This window comes from Tenuibacillus multivorans (genome assembly GCF_900103915.1).
Classification (GTDB): domain Bacteria; phylum Bacillota; class Bacilli; order Bacillales; family Alkalibacillaceae; genus Tenuibacillus; species Tenuibacillus multivorans.
Genome location: NZ_FNIG01000010.1, coordinates 36,588 through 55,550, shown reverse-complemented (window position 1 = coordinate 55,550; position 18,963 = coordinate 36,588). Strand labels below are relative to the sequence as shown.

At 35.3% G+C, this 18,963-nt stretch carries 19 protein-coding genes; 4 read left to right on the top strand and 15 right to left on the bottom strand.

Going from position 1 to position 18,963, the window contains the following annotated elements:
• Positions 1 to 49: 49 nt before the first annotated feature.
• Together BLP77_RS13360 and asnB are read right to left on the bottom strand one after the other, a co-directional pair.
• The gene (locus BLP77_RS13360) at positions 50 to 1,015 is read right to left on the bottom strand and encodes an alpha/beta hydrolase (protein WP_093857627.1); all 966 of its coding nucleotides are present in this window, start codon (positions 1,013 to 1,015) and stop codon (positions 50 to 52) included.
• Between the two features lie 271 nt (positions 1,016 to 1,286).
• The gene (asnB, locus tag BLP77_RS13355) at positions 1,287 to 2,798 is read right to left on the bottom strand and encodes an asparagine synthase B (RefSeq protein WP_093857626.1); all 1,512 of its coding nucleotides are present in this window, start codon (positions 2,796 to 2,798) and stop codon (positions 1,287 to 1,289) included.
• 288 nt (positions 2,799 to 3,086) lie between these two features.
• Between asnB and BLP77_RS13350 the strand changes: the two genes are divergently transcribed.
• A complete protein-coding gene (locus BLP77_RS13350; RefSeq protein WP_093857625.1) occupies positions 3,087 to 3,929 on the top strand; it encodes a protein-glutamine gamma-glutamyltransferase in 843 nt (280 codons plus the stop codon).
• A gap of 78 nt (positions 3,930 to 4,007) precedes the next feature.
• On the opposite strand, the gene BLP77_RS13345 is transcribed toward BLP77_RS13350, so the two are convergent.
• From BLP77_RS13345 to BLP77_RS13335, 3 genes are all read right to left on the bottom strand, one after another.
• Positions 4,008 to 5,024 carry a DUF3231 family protein gene (locus tag BLP77_RS13345; protein WP_093857624.1) on the bottom strand — a complete coding sequence of 339 codons (1,017 nt, stop codon included), beginning with the start codon at positions 5,022 to 5,024 and terminating at the stop codon, positions 4,008 to 4,010.
• 111 nt (positions 5,025 to 5,135) lie between these two features.
• Positions 5,136 to 6,695, bottom strand: a complete 1,560-nt coding sequence (locus tag BLP77_RS13340; RefSeq protein ID WP_093857623.1) for an FMN-binding glutamate synthase family protein — start codon at positions 6,693 to 6,695, stop codon at positions 5,136 to 5,138.
• A gap of 154 nt (positions 6,696 to 6,849) precedes the next feature.
• A complete protein-coding gene (locus BLP77_RS13335) occupies positions 6,850 to 7,980 on the bottom strand; it encodes an MGDG synthase family glycosyltransferase (RefSeq protein WP_093857622.1) in 1,131 nt (376 codons plus the stop codon).
• 219 nt (positions 7,981 to 8,199) lie between these two features.
• Here BLP77_RS13335 and BLP77_RS13330 point away from each other — a divergent pair, with 219 nt between their 5' ends.
• Together BLP77_RS13330 and BLP77_RS13325 are read left to right on the top strand one after the other, a co-directional pair.
• The gene (locus BLP77_RS13330) at positions 8,200 to 8,781 is read left to right on the top strand and encodes a Maf family protein (RefSeq protein ID WP_093857621.1); all 582 of its coding nucleotides are present in this window, start codon (positions 8,200 to 8,202) and stop codon (positions 8,779 to 8,781) included.
• A gap of 80 nt (positions 8,782 to 8,861) precedes the next feature.
• A complete protein-coding gene (locus BLP77_RS13325) occupies positions 8,862 to 9,524 on the top strand; it encodes a spermine/spermidine synthase domain-containing protein (protein WP_093857620.1) in 663 nt (220 codons plus the stop codon).
• Between the two features lie 51 nt (positions 9,525 to 9,575).
• Here the strand turns inward: BLP77_RS13325 and BLP77_RS13320 are convergent, their stop codons facing one another.
• Together BLP77_RS13320 and BLP77_RS16290 are read right to left on the bottom strand one after the other, a co-directional pair.
• A complete protein-coding gene (locus tag BLP77_RS13320; RefSeq protein ID WP_093857619.1) occupies positions 9,576 to 10,295 on the bottom strand; it encodes a serine/threonine protein kinase in 720 nt (239 codons plus the stop codon).
• 12 nt (positions 10,296 to 10,307) lie between these two features.
• A complete protein-coding gene (locus BLP77_RS16290; protein WP_425427843.1) occupies positions 10,308 to 10,553 on the bottom strand; it encodes a zinc ribbon domain-containing protein in 246 nt (81 codons plus the stop codon).
• Between the two features lie 265 nt (positions 10,554 to 10,818).
• On the opposite strand from BLP77_RS16290, the gene BLP77_RS13310 reads away from it, so the two are divergent.
• Positions 10,819 to 11,031: a DUF3231 family protein gene (locus BLP77_RS13310; protein WP_261753352.1), complete on the top strand. Its 213-nt coding sequence runs from the start codon at positions 10,819 to 10,821 to the stop codon at positions 11,029 to 11,031.
• 205 nt (positions 11,032 to 11,236) lie between these two features.
• Here BLP77_RS13310 and BLP77_RS13305 read toward each other — a convergent pair whose 3' ends face one another.
• From BLP77_RS13305 to BLP77_RS13270, 8 genes are all read right to left on the bottom strand, one after another.
• Entirely contained in the window at positions 11,237 to 12,259 is a 1,023-nt protein-coding gene (locus tag BLP77_RS13305; RefSeq protein WP_093857616.1) for a DUF3231 family protein, read from the bottom strand.
• Between the two features lie 59 nt (positions 12,260 to 12,318).
• A complete protein-coding gene (locus BLP77_RS13300; RefSeq protein WP_093857615.1) occupies positions 12,319 to 12,930 on the bottom strand; it encodes a DUF421 domain-containing protein in 612 nt (203 codons plus the stop codon).
• 219 nt (positions 12,931 to 13,149) lie between these two features.
• Positions 13,150 to 14,079 carry an ABC transporter permease gene (locus tag BLP77_RS13295; RefSeq protein ID WP_093857614.1) on the bottom strand — a complete coding sequence of 310 codons (930 nt, stop codon included), beginning with the start codon at positions 14,077 to 14,079 and terminating at the stop codon, positions 13,150 to 13,152.
• A gap of 193 nt (positions 14,080 to 14,272) precedes the next feature.
• Complete coding sequence (locus BLP77_RS13290) at positions 14,273 to 14,965, bottom strand: ABC transporter ATP-binding protein (protein ID WP_093857613.1); 693 nt, start codon at positions 14,963 to 14,965, stop codon at positions 14,273 to 14,275.
• Positions 14,966 to 15,230: 265 nt separating this feature from the next.
• Positions 15,231 to 15,896, bottom strand: a complete 666-nt coding sequence (locus tag BLP77_RS13285) for a GntR family transcriptional regulator (protein WP_093857612.1) — start codon at positions 15,894 to 15,896, stop codon at positions 15,231 to 15,233.
• Positions 15,897 to 15,953: 57 nt separating this feature from the next.
• Complete coding sequence (locus BLP77_RS13280; RefSeq protein WP_093857611.1) at positions 15,954 to 17,261, bottom strand: TRAP transporter large permease; 1,308 nt, start codon at positions 17,259 to 17,261, stop codon at positions 15,954 to 15,956.
• Positions 17,251 to 17,739, bottom strand: coding sequence for a TRAP transporter small permease (locus tag BLP77_RS13275; protein WP_093857610.1), 489 nt, complete (start codon positions 17,737 to 17,739; stop codon positions 17,251 to 17,253). Before BLP77_RS13275 ends, BLP77_RS13280 begins: the two co-directional genes overlap by 11 nt.
• 24 nt (positions 17,740 to 17,763) lie before the next feature.
• Positions 17,764 to 18,828, bottom strand: coding sequence for a TRAP transporter substrate-binding protein (locus BLP77_RS13270; protein ID WP_093857609.1), 1,065 nt, complete (start codon positions 18,826 to 18,828; stop codon positions 17,764 to 17,766).
• Positions 18,829 to 18,963 lie beyond the last annotated feature (135 nt).

The following is an 18,963-nucleotide window of genomic DNA, read 5'->3' as shown; positions in this document are numbered from 1 at the left end:
AAAGTTTACCATTTATTTTACCCGTCTATTATTAAATCATAAATTCTACTTACTCTTCATTTATATGCTGTTTTAAAAATTGATTGAGGACGTTAATATATTCCTCTCTATAAATCGCAAACGCTTCACCATGACTTGATTCATCAAAGGTTTTTATCGTTGCATCGCTATTCGTATTGTTGTACAGTTCTTTTGCCATTCGTGTTGGAACAAAATCATCGTTACGACCATGGAAATATAGGATTGGTAATTCAGCTTTTTTCACTTGATCTAATGCAGATGCTTCTTTCAAGGAAAAGTCAGATTTTGCTTGCGTCACTAAACTTGTCGTCGGCAAAATTGGAAAAGATGGTAGATTAAACATACGTGACATTTGGTAATCAAATAAATCATACACACTTGTATATGAACTATCTGCAACAATCGCTTGCACTTGATCAGGGAGATCTTCACCACTAGTCATTAAGACCGTTGCTGCACCCATTGAAAGCCCATGAAGCACAATTTCAGAGTCCTTACCTTGCTCTTCAATGACACGCTCGATCCAATCCAGCATATCGAGGCGGCTATGCCAGCCAAAACCGATATAATCCCCTTCACTTTGGCCATGCCCACGCAGGTCGACTGTCAACATGTTATAGCCTAAATCTTCATAATAATGCTGTCCGTAAAGCCCCATATCCCTCGCTCGTCCAAGGTAACCATGTGCAAAAATGACGGTTTTATCAGTCGGTTTTTCTGCTTCAAGATAATACCCTTGAAGTCTTAAGTCATCAAACGATTGCATTTCCCAATATTCAAAATCCTGGTTATCAATCCACTCACGCCAACCACCTCTAAGAAATACATCCATGGCATCTGTTGAAACAACCAAGTCATCATTATCTTGTAAAAAATCCTTTTGTTCCCGTTTAATCGCTAAATCATAAAAATAAAAACTAGCAATTATATTTATGATTAATAGAGTCACTAGAAACCCTATACCAATTTTCATCCATCTCTTTTTCTTCAGCATAAAGACCCCTCTCCTCTATGATGTCTACTTCCATTATACAGAAAATTCGGGAATATTTCTTGTGTCATTTGCTGGTAATCTGTTTGTAACAATTTGTTATATGCTTAATAAAAAATGGATCGATGTATTAAATCATCCCGTCTAATAGGTTGGAGGTGGTATGTAACGATAGCCATTGTCCTATTGGGTATCGGAAATAGTAATACAAAAAATCTCAATCAAATAAATTAGAAAAAGACCGCACTCTAAATGCGGTCTTCTATCATTCTTACTAAGCTGTTGCCCAACGCCCAACAGCATCAATGGCAGAAGCCTGAGGGAAAATTTCCTTATAGATTTTATAGTACAAAGCTTCTTGTTTACTTCGAAGATCAATTGGTGCATCTAAGTTTAACTTTTTAAACGCCTCGTCTGTGATGGTGTTATTTGCGTGTTGTTCTAAAATTTCTAAAGCACCACTTCCAGCTGAAAATTCTTCTTTTTTACGCCATAAAATTTGATCAGGCAGTAAACCATCAAACGATTTTCTTAAAATCCATTTTTCCATTCGCTCTTCTGTATGAAGTTTATGTTTGGCTGGAATTTTTAAAGCATGTTCAATTAGCTCTAAATCTAAAAACGGTACACGAAGCTCTAATGAGTGTGCCATACTCATACGATCTGCACGCTGTAAATTAATATTATGAAGTGAATTAATAATACGAATCACTTCATGGTTTAAGCATTGGTCATCTTTAAATTCTCTTAAATAGTCATATCCAGCAAAAAGTTCATCGGCACCCTCACCGGATAAAATAACTTTGACATGTTGAGCAGCTAATTTAGATACAAAATAATTCGGTAACGCACTACGCACAAGTGATGGTTCAAATGATTCTAGATGATATATAACTTTTGGTAATACATCAATTAATTCTTGTTTGGTATAGATGTATTCATGGTGCTCAGTTCCAATTGCTTCTGCAACTTCCCTTGCCCGTACTAAGTCTTCACTGTCTTCTGAACCAACACAAAAGGACTTAACAGGTTGACCACTTTCATTTAAATTGGCTATGATGGCTGAAATTAGACTACTATCTAGTCCACCACTTAATAATACACCTACTTCTACATCAGCCAATAGACGTTTTTTAACCGCACTTGTTAATTCTTCGTTAATTTGCATTGTAATCTTGTCTAATGATTGCTGATCATAAATATCCGCATTTACCGGACTTTCAATTTTTCGGTAACAAACAAAACCGGTCTCCGGTGTATAATAATGACCTGCTGGGAATTCGTGTACATCATCCGTCACTAAATATAACGTTTTCAGTTCAGATGAGAACAATAATTGACCTGTCTTATCTCGACCGTAATAAAGTGGCTTAATCCCCAAGGTATCCCTTGCAGCCAAAAATGTGTTATTCTCATCATCTGCTATGAAAAAGGCAAACATTCCATCTAGCTTACGAACACCTTCTATTCCTTCTTCTTCGTAAATTTTCAGTACGACTTCACTATCCGATTCCGTCAAAAAGTCTACATTATTCTTAATTTCTTTTTTTAAAGTCAAATAATTATATATTTCACCATTACAAACAATCCACTTAGACTTATCTTCATTATGAATCGGCTGAATTCCATCATGAAGCCCTATAATAGATAATCGTCTATGCCCTAAATGAAAATTGTCTAATTTTATATCTTTACCTTCATCTGGACCTCGGTGATGCATACTTTGTAAAACATCATTCACTAATGTCTCAGCCATGTTTCCTGTTGTTGCGAATATACCGCACATATAGTTTTATTCCACCTCTAATGTTTAATTTCTTCTTCCTTAGTGCATAACCATCATCTTAGTTGATAATAGTCGATCGCTCAACATTCATTCACATTGATTTTCCCTTAAATACTTTTATATTTTCCTGAAAACAAGACAACATCTATCTAAAGGTTAGAAATTAATCAATAGACTTATATAACTAAGGCGTTTGCTCACAGTACTCACTTTATACACATTAATATAGGGTTCGAATACATTATGATAAAACACAAATTGACTCTAAAGCTTGAAATGAGGGGTTGTATGATTACCGTATCTGGAGTGGATTTTAATCAAAATGACATTTGGCCATCTGGAAGTATTGAAAGTATAATTGTTCAACAAATTCATGAAGATCCAAATGTTCATCAGTACCGATCGATTGATGAATTATCATTTGAAGTTAATTTAAGAAAAAACATCGTTGATAGTTCAAAAGCACTGAATCAAAGTCAATTAGAATTTGAAATCTTTGAGAATGCTCGTTGTAATCCTCAGTACTGGGAACTGACATCTACAGGAGGATTTAAATTAAAACCAGATGCTTTACCATCTGAAGCCATTAAAGATATTTATATAAACAGCTTAGAGTATGCAACAGAATGTGCAACAGCGATATTAATCATTTACTACCATGCTGTGTTAAATAGTATTGATGAAGACTTATTCGATCACTTATTCCAAGATTTATATTTGTACAGTTGGCATTATGACACCGACCTTAGACTCCAAAGTATTCAAACCGATCACCTGTTGCCTGGTGATGTCGTCTACTTTAAAAATCCTGACGTTAGTTCGAGAACACCTTGGTTAAGAGGAGAAAATGCGGTTGTTTTAGAAGACGGTAGATTTTTCGGGCACGGACTAGGTATTAGGTCATCTGAGCAAATCATTGCTATATTGAATAAAAACCGGGAAGCAGATAGCGAAAGATCAGCCTTCCAAGAAAACACCGTCATTAGGCCATCCTTCAGATATTTAGCAAGACTTACACAATTACCACGCCGCTATAAAGTTCAACACACCGTTATTCACCATAATCAGACTTCCATTTCATGTAATCAATACCTGTATTATTTAAATCAATTATATAGTCAAAAAATATAAACCACGAATGGGTTATCTACTTCATTTATGTGATAAGCAAAAAACGTTGCCCTCACAAAAGAGCAACGTTTTTTATTATTATGTCTTTTTCCTGGCCAATTCACCTCGATCTAATGCCCGAGGCGGTTCTTCCATCCAACCATTCTTAATCATCACTCGCGTACCCTCATCTGAATACTTCATTAATTCAGCTATAAGCCTACTATATGTTACACCAATATCTCTTCTTGGGCTCATCGACAAGCTTGAACCGTAGTAGGCAATGCTTAATGCAATGAGGGATAATGTGTAGAACATCATTTTACGGTCAGAAAATACATAAGTCGTTACATCCGTCACTTCAGATCCCCATGCCATTGGGCTTGGTAAATCATTTTTCCTAAGATAGGAACCGAATATTTCACAATGCTTTTTGGCTATGTCTTTCCCTTTCACAAAAAATTGAGCCACTTCCTCGTCTTTTGCTACTTGGCTATACCCCATCAAGGTGGCTGCGCCCAAGGCATTCCTTTGGAAATTACCATAAAAGTTGGATATTTCCGAGCCGATTAAGGGTCTTTTATCACCAAAATATCCCGCTAAAAAATGACCATCCTTAACAAAATCGTACGTTTCTGGATGTGGTAAGTAAGGTGATCTCACAAATATACCCTTTGACAATAGTACTTCATTAGATTCTTTAGTAATTAAATCGGCATCGCGTAGAGACTGACTAAAGAAATGATAAACATCATCACGAACTGAGGCCGCTAAAGCGACACTAAAGTTATTCAGTCCAATTTTTCCTAACTGATTGGCCGTATTTAAAAAATAAATGTCCGAAAATAACCTTGGGGCCGTGATATCAACATCTTCATCAACTTTAAATCCATGTGGTATTGGATAATTATCTTTGTAAAAAATTTCTTCAATCATTTGCATCCGGGATTGCGACATGGATAACGCATTCTGTAGTACTGGCTTAATATCCTCATCTTCAACCTTATTGAGTTGATACTGTAAATGGCAAACAACACCACTATCATTCATATAGGTACTCCATAAACTTGATATTTCAGCTGATGTCAATTTTACATTCCTCTTATCCGTTTCCATACAAAACCCCTCTTAACATAAAAAAGTTTTACTTCAGGCATATTTTACCCGAAAATCAAATTAATATTATTCAGTTTCACAAATTGTATAAATGAGTACACATCCAACTTTTTACCAAGGTTGGATTTGCCCTTTTTCATCCTTATATACGACATGTTCCCGTTTGAATTTCGTTGGCGAATCAAGGCCTGATGCTGCAGCAACACGATAAAGACCCTTTCGCATTGAAATAATGTAGTTAGCTACCCGCCACTTTTTTTCATTGATGACAAGTGCTTTTTGTAAATCTGGGTCCGTTGTCGCTACACCAACAGGACACGCGTTTGATGCACATTTCAGAGTTTGAATGCATCCTACTGTTATCATTAAACTACGTGCCACATTAACAAGGTCTGCGCCCATTCCCAATGCAATCGCAACACGATCTGGTGCAAACAATTTACCTGAGGCAATGATTTTTACTTGATCTCTAACCCCATATTTCCTTAAGGCCTCATCAACGAGTGGTAGTGCTGATCTAATAGGTAGTCCTACACTATCCGCTAATTCTTGATATGATGCACCCGTACCACCTTCCCCACCATCAATTGTAATAAAATCAGGGCCAGTACCTAAATCACGAATATGTTGTGCCAATTCATCAGCTTCATATGGGCTACCGATTACAATCTTCATCCCTACCGGTACACCAGTATGTTCTCTAATTTGATTAATAAAACCAAACAATGATGGGATATCTTCATACTCTGAAAAACGATTGGGACTGTCTATTGATTTAAATGGTTCTACACGGCGGATCCTTGCTATTTCCTTCGTCACTTTTTCGGCATCAACGTGACCACCTCGGATTTTGGCTCCTTGTGCTAATTTAATCTCAAAAGCTTTTAACTGTGGAATTTTGCTTTTTTCTAACAGCTCATCCCAATCAAAATTTCCCTCTTTATCCCTGACGCCAAAAAGACCAGGGCCAATCTGCATAATGAGATCAACATCGCCCTTTAAATGATAATCGGACAGTCCACCCTCTCCAGTATTCATCCATGTACCTTCAGCTATGCCTAGCCCTTCTGAAAGTGCCGTTATAGCACGGTCACCAAGAGAGCCATAGCTCATTGCCGACATACCAATCTGACCTCTAATAACAAACGGATGTTCCGTCTGTTCACCAATAACAATAGCATCCTCCTCAGGTAACAGGTAGGCTTCTGATTCTTCCTTTTCCAATACTTCCTCTCGTTGTGTAAATAAAGGATCCTTAATGAGTAAATAACGCTGAGTCGCTACTGTTGTATCTTGATCCTTTCTCAGTTCTTCAGTTAATTTTGGAAACATCGAATTTCGAATATAATAGCCAGCACCTTCGAAGTCTCGTTGCGACCCAAAGCCGATTACATCCCTTTTATATTTTGCCTTGCGGACAATATGCTGAAATTCTCTTCTAGAAAAAGGCTTTCCTTCGTTATCACTATTGAAAAAATATTGTCTAAGTTCAGGGCCGATTTTTTCAAAAAAATACCTCACCCTTCCGAGCAAAGGATAATTCCTAAGTACTGGGTGCTGTTTTTGAGTTCGATCAATAAAATACTCGTATATACCAAATCCGATTAATAGGAGCAAAATGATGCCTAAAACGGAAAAAGCGATAACCGTCATAATGTCTGCCAAATTCATTTCAACAATCACCCTCATCTAAATGGTTCGTATATAATTAGAATGCAACATTTAGATGAAAAATATCCAAAATGCCTTATGTTCACCAAAGGCTATTTGAAATAAATGAAAGTATATACAAGGTGACCTGACATAACAAATCAAGATCATCCCATTAGCTTAGCTTTTTTTCTCGTGAACCTAATATTGAAATAATAAAATGATAAATATCATCCGGATCCTGAAAATCTAAAGTATCTAAATAAAGCTTTTGTGAACGTTTATATTTATCCATTTTTTCCTTACTGTTTAATACCTCGAGAATTTGTTCCGTAATTGGAGCTTCTTTATCAATCGTAAATACAAGTCCTTGTTCTAAAAGGTGTGCCAAATTTATCTCCTCCTGACCAGGGAGTACAGAATGGACAAAGATCGGAACCCTCTTCTTTACAGCTTCACTAACTGTGACACCACCTGGTTTGGTAATGATAGCATCGGCCAAACTGTATAATTCATTGATCTTTTGACGCGATGAAATGTACGGAAGTGGATGGATATGTTCTGCCTTCATATTTCTAATGTCTTTATAGAGACGCTCATTGTTGCCACACAAAATATAATAGTTTACCTGTTTATATGGATTAGTATGTCGAATACATTCCATAATCGACCCAAGTCCTGCACTACCACCTGAGACAATAATGTTTAATTTATCATTACTTCTTTGGTTTAGGGTTGCTTGTTTAATACTCTCATCTACAGGAATCCCTGTTACAAATATATTTTTATTAGGTATATGATGATTGTTTTTTAAGCTATATTTCATACCGACATTTGAAACAAAGTGATAATCCACCATGTCTTCTCCCCACACATCATTAATGAAAAAATCTGTATATACATTCAACGTAGGAATTTGACATTCGCCAAGCCTTTTAAGTCTATTAACAAGATACGACGGAAAAGCATGCGTACAAACGATTAAATCAGGATTTTCATCATCAAGAATGTCCTTCATTTTTCTCTGAAACATCCACTCGTAATGTTTATAAGTTCGTTGATTATCAGGTTGATATACAAACTTCCGATAAGCTCGTGCATAGGATTTTGGATTCTTTTGAATCCACCATAAATACGTTTTGGTGAGCATGGATTCAAAAGCTGGATTCCACCTACTCATTATGTCGATTTTTTTACACTTAATATCGTTTGATCGATTATAGACATATTCAGAGATCGTATTAGCGACTTGATGATGTCCCGAAGGTAAACTATCTAATAGCGGTAGTAACAAAATCTTCTTCATGTAGAAGCACCTCTTCAGTTACTCTAAATAAATTGACCGGTATAAATTTCATCTTAAACGTCTATTATTAGATTGTTTAAAACTAACGTATCAATTCATATTTACTTAAGAAAAATTATCAATTGGTGGATAAAATTCTTGTTGGAAATTTATCATTAGTATGGTTAAAATACTAAAAAGGCAGTGTGAGTAATTTTTTAAGAAAAGAGAGGTACTTGTATGCCAAACAAACTTATCTTAGCATCATCGTCTCCAAGAAGGCGGGAGCTCTTAAGTCAAGTTAAAATTCCCTATTCAATCCAAAAGCCTAACATTGATGAATCTCAAGTCAACACGAGTGACCCGGTAAAAAAAGTTAAGCAGGTAGCTACACTAAAAGGTCAGAACGTTACAATCGAGCATGAGAATGAAGTCATATTATCGTCTGATACAGTCGTTTCCTTCAACCAACATATTTTTGAAAAACCTAAAGACAAGGAAGAGGCATCAAAAATGATTGCTTCTTTAAGTGGAGATGTCCACGAAGTATTTACCGGTGTTATGATACGTTCAGCAGATTATGAGACTGTATTTGTTGAAGGAACAAAGGTTGAATTTTGGCCGATGTCAAAAGAAGAAATTGATTGGTACATATCCACGAATGACCCTTATGACAAAGCCGGGGCATATGGAATTCAGAGTTTGGGAGCGATGTTTGTAAAGCAGATTGTCGGAGATTACAACAATGTCGTCGGTTTACCCATCTCACGTGTTGTCAGAGAGCTTAGGAATTTTTCTGTTTACCCGGAAATGGAAAATTGACGCGACGTTCGTCATGCACCATCATGGCTCAGATTTATGATAAAATGAACATCAAATTGGTATGAGAAAGGGTGTTTTCGATGTATACTTCTCCAAAAGTAATTGACTATGCTAAAACATCTAGAGGAGAAATTCAATTACAACAACGTGGTGATGAATACGAAGTCATTAGCAATGGAACATTCTTAATGGCTACTTATAATGGAGAATCTGAAAAATTACTTGTCCAGGCAGCTATCGAAGAGGCGACACACCCTGAACGTGTATTGATCGGAGGATTAGGAGTAGGTTTTTCCCTCGCTGAAGCACTCTCATATTCAAATATCAAAGAGGTTACGGTGATTGAAATTGAAAAATGTATCATCGAATGGAATAAAACGTATTTAGCTGAATATTCATCAAATAGTTTACAAGACCCTCGCACAAATATCGTACACGCTGATTTTACAAAATGGATGTATGAGACCCAAGAAAAATTTGATGTCATCTGTCTGGATATTGATAACGGACCTGATTGGACAGTAGTCGAATCTAATAACACCCTTTATCAGGAAGATAGCCTTCATGTACTAGCTTCCCTTTTAAACGAACAAGGGGTGATCTCGTTTTGGAGTGCCTCTTCTGCACCACATTTTGTAGCAAGGTTAAAGCAAATCTTTAAACATGTTACCGAGTTATCAGTTCCAGTAGATCGTGGTGAACCTGATTATATTTATTTAGTCAAAGCAGGTAAAAGTATATAAAAACTACAACCAAATGTTAAACTTCTACATGTGTGCAGTTTAATTCCTGACTCATCTACTATTGTCATCTGAGTATACTTTAAGAAAGTCCTTTTCTACTTCCTCAATCCTCGTGTAAGGTTCTTCTAATCGTAATAACCGTTTATAAAAATAAACCTGATCATATGATAAATCAAGTTCTTCATACCAAGGCCCCTTCTTTCTTTGTTTCCCATTAAACGACGAATAATGAAGGTACATTAAAAAATCTCCGAAGTATGAAAAGTCTTGATCGTACGTTATATGGTTATGTCCTGCCCAATCAGCTAGGCCAAAATCAACAAGCGAAACACGGTTATTATCATCAATTAAAACATTGGGTATTCGAATATCCCCGTGTACAATACCCCGCTCATGTAAATACTTCAAGATTTGAATAAGCTGATAGCCAATAATTCTAATTTCCGTTTCAGAAAATGAATATTTATGTCTGAACAACAATGAATCAACAGTTTCACCAGGCATTAACTCTAATACAAAACCGTAAAATTTATCCTGATTAATAATCCCAAGCAGTTCAGGTATGCTTGGGTGATTCATTTGTGAAAGGATCACTGCTTCATCTTCTATTTGAAAGTCGTTTTTCTTGATCACCTTTCTCTTAAATCGCTTAATGACAACCTTTTTGTTTTGATCGTTTATAGCTAAATAGGTGACAGAAAACCTTCCCTCACCAATACGCTTAATCATTCTATAATTTTTAATACTTTTCCCTGGCAATTTTGTCAACATTCTTGATGCCTCTTATATTTTAGTTCCACAATTCGAACAAAACTTTGCACCCGCTGGTAATTTTTCACCGCAACCTGTGCAAAATGATGATGTATTGACCTTTTCACCACATTGTAAACAGAATTTAGATCCAGCCGGTATTTGTGACTGACAATTGTGACATGTTTGAGTCTGTGTGTTCGTTGTTCCCTGTTGAGGTGGATTATGATGGTGTGGACGTGGATAATATCTATGACCTGAATGACTTCTAGATTGCATTGAATGAAGGAATTTCCCTAATAACCCTTTCTTTTTATAATGGTGACTTCCATGATATCCATATTTATAAGATTTACGCTTTGACGACATTGAAAAGAAACCCATAGCTAACCTCTCCTCTAATCAAATTATATTGATAATTCAATCTTAATGAGAAAATAGATTAGTTGCAAATGATTTAAATTGTCTTTTTCATGACTAATTTAACGTACTTAGGCAATAAGTAATACCTTGTTATGACTACTTTAAAAATACATAAATTAAATTGGGAAAACCCAAAAGATGGGAAGCGGAAGTGACAAATTCCACCGTTGCACCTTTTTCTGAAAAACTGATGCTATTTCATACTGAAGCAATTGTTTCTACTGCGATAGGCTTCTATGGAGTTGGGTTGTCTGTAGCCCAACGGAGAGATATTGCGGGTCATTATTCAAAGCTTATAGCTGAAATGGGATTGTACGCTGAATTAATTTTTTAATAAAACATGGCTGGTTTGAGAAACCACCTATGGCTGATGACCGGAAAGAATTAGCTAATAAAAATAACTAATAACCGACTAATTTAAAGAAACGTTAAGATTAAGCATAGAATACACCAATAGACTGTCAAATTAACGGTCTATTGGTGTTCTTTGGGTGATAAATACTGAAAAAACACCTTGCATCTCACAAATGTAAATCATTTTAACCTTCTTTTTCTCTTGTTAATTTTTTTCGATCTTTTAAGCCAGGTGGCTGTTCAAGCCAATTATGTGTAATCATAATATCTGCCCCACTCTTAGCAAGTCGACTAACTTCTAATGACAATCGTTCGTAGTTAATCATTAAATCACTTCGCTGACTTGCCGCTCCTGCCGTAGCATAGTTCCCTATCCCAGCTGAAATGATAAGAGACATATGAAACATCATCAATTTATCGGAAAACGTTTGCGTTGTCGAGTCACTAACACCCACATCAGGTAAATGTGGCGATTCAACATCGTCCTCAAGGAGTTTATCACTAAATATTTTCATATGTTTCTTTGAAATATTTTTACCCCTTAACATATAGTCCTGCACCTCTTTATAAGGTGACGTTTGACCGAAGGCAATGCACAGTTTCATACCGACTGAGTTGGTTACGATGTTTTGATACAAATGTGAAATTTCAACAGCGTTTAGTGGCCGTTTGTTACTCAAAGGGTTTAAACCACTTAAATATTTTTTACTGTCCACATAATCCGTTTCTTTCGGAACTTCGATATACGGATGTCTAATATTGATCCCTTTAGACATTGCGACTTCCATTGATAAATTATAAAGATTAGCGGTCTCAGTTAACGCTTGTGTGAAATAATCTCGCATATCCTTGCGCGCACACATGGAAACAAATCCGCTGTACGTAATCATACCGACTTTTGCCATGTGATTCACATAAGTTAAACAGAATAAATCAGAGAAAAGCCAAGGTGCGTTTTCATTTACATCTTCTTTGGTAAATGCATTCGGTTTGGCGTATTGCTCATTTTGGAAAATGTCCTCCAATTGTTTTAAGTGACTATCAGAAATATCGTAAGCATGCTGAACAACTGGTTTAATTTCCTTATCTTTAATATGTTTAAGCATATAACTTAGGACGTACTTTGACATACTATCGTTCATATACCCTGTCCAAAGTGACGCAATTTCACTTGATGTTAAATATATTTTCTTTCCACTTTCATTCATTGTTTGTATGCCTCCTATACAAGTCTAAATCTCTTCTAAACCAATCTTGTCGAGTTAAATTATTGTAGATGCTCCGGCGGATTTTGGGCGTGCTCGTTTTGGCTAACTTCTGTGAACATATTATCTTGATTAATTTTACTTAGCTGCTGATTTAATTGAGCAAGTTGTGTTTGGTTGGCTGACATATCTTGTAAAAGCTGCTGAAATTCCTTTTTTGTCACCGGTTGAGCATCTTCTTTCAACGTATACCCTATTTGTCCATTAGGTTCAATCGTGGCATACTGTACATCACTAATATTGGTTACATTTTTTTGCCGAAGGTTCATTTCAAGTTGATCAACCGTCATTCTTACTTTAGCTAAATTTTTCTCATTTATCGTCCCGTTTTCAATTAGCACCTTTGATTTACCTGTAATTAATGTCTCAGCTCCATCGGATTTCAGTTGTACGTATTCTAATACAATGAGTGTGGCAACCAATATTCCTCCTACAAATAACGTCATCCAGATATTTCTACCTGAGATAGGTTGTATGAGTAATGAGCCAATAGCAATCATAAGAACCGTTTCGGCTAACGTCATTTGGGATATCGTTTTTCTACCTGCTATTCTTAAAAGGATAGTACCACCAAGCACAATTAAAATCGCTTTCCATATAAAATCCCATTCCATCAAAAGTATTCTCCCTTCAATAAAATCCTCAAAGGTAGTTTATCCAATAATCGTCATACTAAAAGAATTTTTACAGTAATAATATTTGCTACTAGTGTCGAAAATATCGATTAAAAAAACTCATAAAAGTTGAATGACAACATTTATGAGTTAGTTTCACCATTACTTGTGCTTATTCATTTTTCATTACTCCGCAAGGTACGAATCAATACAACTTAATCATCGAAACCGTACTCTTCCTTTAAGAGCCAACAGTATTATTTTCTTTAAAGATATCTTTTCACTCATATAGAATGCGTAGCTATATACGTTGACAACCCCTTTAAATATCATTATTAAATAAACGATTGAAATAAAGATAGCAGCATATGCTAATATCGTAAAACCCTCTAGAAATACGTACATCAGTATAAAAATTGGTGAAAACAAAGGTATAAAACTCATAATGGATGAAATTGATATCCATAAATCACTATTACCAGTTGGAAGGAAAATTAATAAACCAAAGAGTAAAAAATATGGCGTTAATACTAAAAGTGATACAGGGAAAGCATCTACAGCGCTATTAGCTTTTATAGATGTCCCAAGCGCAAATAAAATAGAAGTAATTAACATTAAATGACCTATGCCTACACACCCAAACATAAACATCACATTTTCGAAATTTAAAGATGTTATAAGTGGTTTTACAATATCGGTATAAATCTTAAAATCATATGGATTAAAAATAGCAAAGACAATCCCAGCTATCAAAAAAGCTATAGCGGTACTTATAATAGTTACTGAAATTAAAACGAATGAAGACACTAATTTACCAACTAAATAATGATTCTCATAAATACTCGTATTTATAATCTCAGACACTTTACTATCTCGGTCATCAATAACACTTTGCATCATTGTGGCAACATTACCAAAAAGAAAAAAGACGACCATTATGGCAATGATATTAAGCAAGCCTATCGAACTTCCAAATTCAGGGATTCTGTTAGCAAGGGCGTTTGACATGAAATCCGGTTGAAAAATTATCATATACAATGAAGCAATCAGCGCTATGATTAGATTAAATATAAATCCAAATAGCAGAGACTTATTTAAAATTAATGTTTTTATAGAAAGATAAGAATATGCGAAATACTTATTTTTCATAATTAACCTCCATGACTGTTGATTTGCTTAAAGATTTCTTCAACACTTATTTGCTCAATGACAAACATTTCCGAAAACTTATTCGGTAATAACTCTGCTATTTCTTCCGCTTGATGTCTATTATCTAATACTATCTCATAGATACCATTTTGCTTTTCAAAGGAATACCCATGTTCCAATAATGTTTGATCAGTTATGGAATCATTCTTAATTTTAAACGATAACCATATTGCTCTTTAATATTCTCCAGATAGTCAAGATAGATTTTCTTTCCACCTTTTATAAACAGTAATCGATCAGATAAATGTTCAATACTATCTAATTGATGGCTGGAATAAATAATGGAACATCCTTCTTCTTTCATATAATCAATCGCGTCAATAAACAAATCAACATTGATGGGGTCTAATCCACTAAACGGTTCATCTAATATTAATAACTTAGGATTATGTATAACGGCTGTCATAAACTGTATTTTTTGTTGATTCCCCTTAGACAAATTCGCGACTATTTCACGCTTATAGTCTTCAACACTAAAAAAATCCAACCAAAACTCAATATTTGGTTGGAGATCTTCCTTACTTTTACCTTTTAAATAACCAAATGCAAGTAATTGCGAATAAACATCAGTCTTTGCAAATAATCCTCTTTGCTCTGGTAAATAACCTACATCATTTTTAAGATCAAATGATTCATCATTAATTTTGATCTCACCAGAATCGGGCGTATACATTTGTAGAATCAGCTTAAAAAGCGTTGTCTTGCCAGCACCATTGTGACCGATTACACCTAGCACTTCATTCCTCTTTAAATCCATTGAGAAATGATCCAAGACGTTTTTGTCACTAAACGCCTTTGATAATTCACTAACTTCTATATATGACATTCATACACTCCTCTACCAATACAATTTATTTCTTTTAAACGAACATAACGGAATGTTTATTTGTAGGTCTAATCAATTGGGGGAAATACTCTACGGGATTGAAAATTTTAAAAATTCAGTCATTATCATATTATCATGTCATATTTACAAGTCAACCATATTTTAACAAAAGTAATAATAACAGATAATTTTTATATCATATAAACAAATAAATGGCATGGAAGACCTCATGCCATTTAAAGAGTGCGATACCGATGAAGGAAAATCAAAAATAGAAACGATTAGTATTACTGGTTCTTTCTTTTTGGTTTTTATATGCTGCTACTGTATTCATTTTATGTTTACGAACCTCATGTTCAATCATTTCAAAGTCGACCTTTTGATTGAGTAACTCAATAATTCTTTCATGTTCTTCGATAGATGATTGGGCACGTTTTGGATGAAAAGTCGAACCTGTAACTCTGATTGAGTCGAGCTTTCTCGATGTTTCCCTTACGGTATCAACTAAATGTTTATTAGGACAAAATTGATATATCTTATCGTGGAATTTTCGATTTAATGCACCAAATTCAGTGAAATCAAATTCATCTAAAGCGAGCATCATATCATGATTAATATTTTTTAGGTTTGATAATTCCTGTGCAGGCAGATGGTCTTTACTTAAGGCTGTTGCATAACCTTCTAATATGGCTAAAACGGTTAATGTTTCAATATATTGGCTCTCGTCGATTGGTGTTACGACCGGGCCAATATTGTCTTGATATTCTATTAGCCCTTCCGCTTCTAATTGGCGAACCGCTTCACGAATCGGAATGGCACTTGTTTCCAATTCCTTTACTAACTGATTAATGACGATTCGTTGGCCTGGAACGTATAATCCTTCAATGATTTTTGACTTCATATAATTGTAAGCTTTTTGTTTTTTATTCATTTTGATACCTCAACTACATTTGTACTAATTCTAATGTCTATAAGATTATATCATATATTATTTATTCATCATGTCTGGAAGGATGGTAACTAATTCAGGAATAGCAATAAGTATAATAATACATAAAACCATGGCAAAAATCATTGGAATAACACCCTTAAAGATAGCTTGTATCGGAATATGTGGTGCAGCTCCTTTTATGACATACACACTAATACCTATCGGTGGTGTTAATGAACCAATATTAATCGCCATAACCATAATTATGCCAAACCAAACACCATTAAAACCTAATTCTGTCACAATTGGATATACGATTGGCAATGTTAATACAATTAAAGATAACCCTTCAACAAAACACCCCAGTAGGAATAATGCTAATAACATCAAGGCCAGAATTACGTAAGCATTCAAATCAAGATTTCCTACATATGTTGTTAATTTAAATGGAATGCGACTGATCGTTATAAATTGACCAAAAAGAGTCGCACCAATTAAAATTAAGAATATATATGCAGTCAGGCGAACAGACTCATTAAAAGATGCTAATAGTTTTTGCCAATCTAGCTTTCTACTAATTATAGAAACTACTATAGAACTTACAGCACCCACACCTGCAGCTTCGGTTGGTGTAAAGACGCCTAAATAAATACCTCCTATACTGATTAAGAAAAGTAATAAAAATGGCCAGACATCTTTTAGTGATTTAATTTTTTCAATCAATTTTACTTTTTCAGTTCTTGCTGGAGCAAGTGATGGATCGCGACGAACTAATATGGCAATTGTCGCAATAAATAAGAGAACTTGGATAAGACCGGGAATAATTCCTGCAATTAAAAGATCACCAATAGGCTCTCTTGTTAAAATACCATACAAGATTAGAATAACACTCGGAGGGATTAGAATTCCCAATGTTCCACCAGCCGCAACACAGGCAGTAGAAAGACTGGATTTATAATTGAATTTTTCCATTTCTGGTAGGGATATTTTTGAAACAGTTGCGGTAGTCGCATTTAAAGAACCTGATATAGCCGAAAAAATACTTGCTGTTCCTACAGTTGCCATAGCTAATCCACCACGAAGGTGACCAATCCAACTATCAACAGCTTTATACAAATCACTACCAAGACCCGTATAAGATAAAACCATACCCATTAGTATAAAAAGCGGGATGACACTTAATGAATATGACGCTGCCGTATCAAATGGTGTTCTACCTAACTGTGAAAATGCTATATCCCATCCCCTTATAATAGATGTTCCCAAGACGCCAACAATAATTAAAGCGATACCTACAGGAATTTTCAGCATAAATAAAACGAGTAATAATACGATTCCTATTACACCAACTATCTCAGGACTCATCCTTTTTGACCACCTTTTGTCCATATTTAAATATGAAGATAATAGAAACTAATGCAAAAAGTACTGTTCCAATTACTGCAAAGAACGCAAAGATATGTAGTGGTAATCTTATATCACCTGTAACTGTATTTGATTCCATCAATCTTATGGCATTTCCCCACAGACTCCAAGATATTAACAACATCACGACTGTAATACATAGATTAATAAACATCTCTATAATAGACTGAATTCTTTTGGGGAATTTTTCAACCACAAAGTCAACCGTAATATGTTCTTCTTTTAAATGGGTAAAAGCCAAACTAGCAAATATTACAATGATTAGTCCAACTTCAACGATATCTACAGTCCCAATGATTGGAGATTTAAATAGCCAACGTCCTAGGACGTCAAGCGTGACCATTATGGCCATAATAAATAAAACAAATTGGGCCACATATTGTAGCCCTAAGCATAAATGACGAACAAGCCTTTCCATTCCAATCACTACTTTCTGTCTGTATTACTCTCTAACCTCTTCTTTAATCTCCATAGCTCGATCATATATCTCTTGCCCGGGTATTCCTTCAGCTTCCATTTCATCAATCCAGCTTTGAGTTACACTTTCTAAAGCATCTTTCCATGGTTTGAGTTGCTCATCTGTAAGTTCAATAAATTCGGCACCATTTTCTTCTGCTAGCTTACGTCCTTCTTGTCCATCAATATCAAAAACACGTCCAGCTTCAGCAGATCTTTCAGTACCAACTAAACTTTTAAGAAGTTCTTGGTCCTCTTCAGACATACTATTAAATGTATCTTTATTCATGACAGAAAAGAATGGCGTTGCTGAGAAATTACCCACTGTAATGTATTCAGCAATTTCATGGAAGTTGTAGTTATACAACGTTTCAAGCGGGACCATTGCAGCGTCTACAGTACCACGCTCTAAAGCCTCATATACATCGCCCATTGGCATAGAAACTGGAGCTGCACCTAATTCTTCTAAGATTTGATTTCCAAGCGGGGACGGTGATCGTACGCGTAAACCTTCTAAATCGTCTGGCGACTCGATTTTATAATCTTTACTAATTAACTGAGCAGGTTCTGCAGTAAATAAGAATAACGGTTCTGTATCACTATGTTCATCTTGAATTTCAGGGAACTCTTCATATAATTTCCATATAATTTTTGAACCATGTTCTGCTGATTCAGCCAAAAATGGTAACTCTAAGACTGATACAGATGGGAACCTACCTGGTGTATAACCATATACACTAAGGGCGATATCCGCTTCACCAGTCACCGCCATATCATAATGTGACCCGGCATCCCCTAAAGCATTAGCAGGATATAATTCATAAGTGATACGTCCATCAGTTTGAGATTCAAGTTCTGATCCAATACCTTCAAAGACTTGTGTTTGTATTGGGTGTTGCCCTGGTAAAAAGTGTGAAATAATTAGATTATGAGATTTTCCATCCTCTGAACCACTAGATTGGGAATCGCCCGATCCATCACCTGAACTATTACAAGCAGTCAAAAATACTACCATCAGTACACATATAAAGAAGACGATTGATTTCCTCATATTACTTCCCCCATATCTTGTTAATTATTATTTTAAAACGCAATAAAGCGCTTAATCTAAGATAAAACAGAGGTATTTTTCTTTGATTGGTATCGCTTACATTTTAATTAATTATTATTATATATAAAATCATAT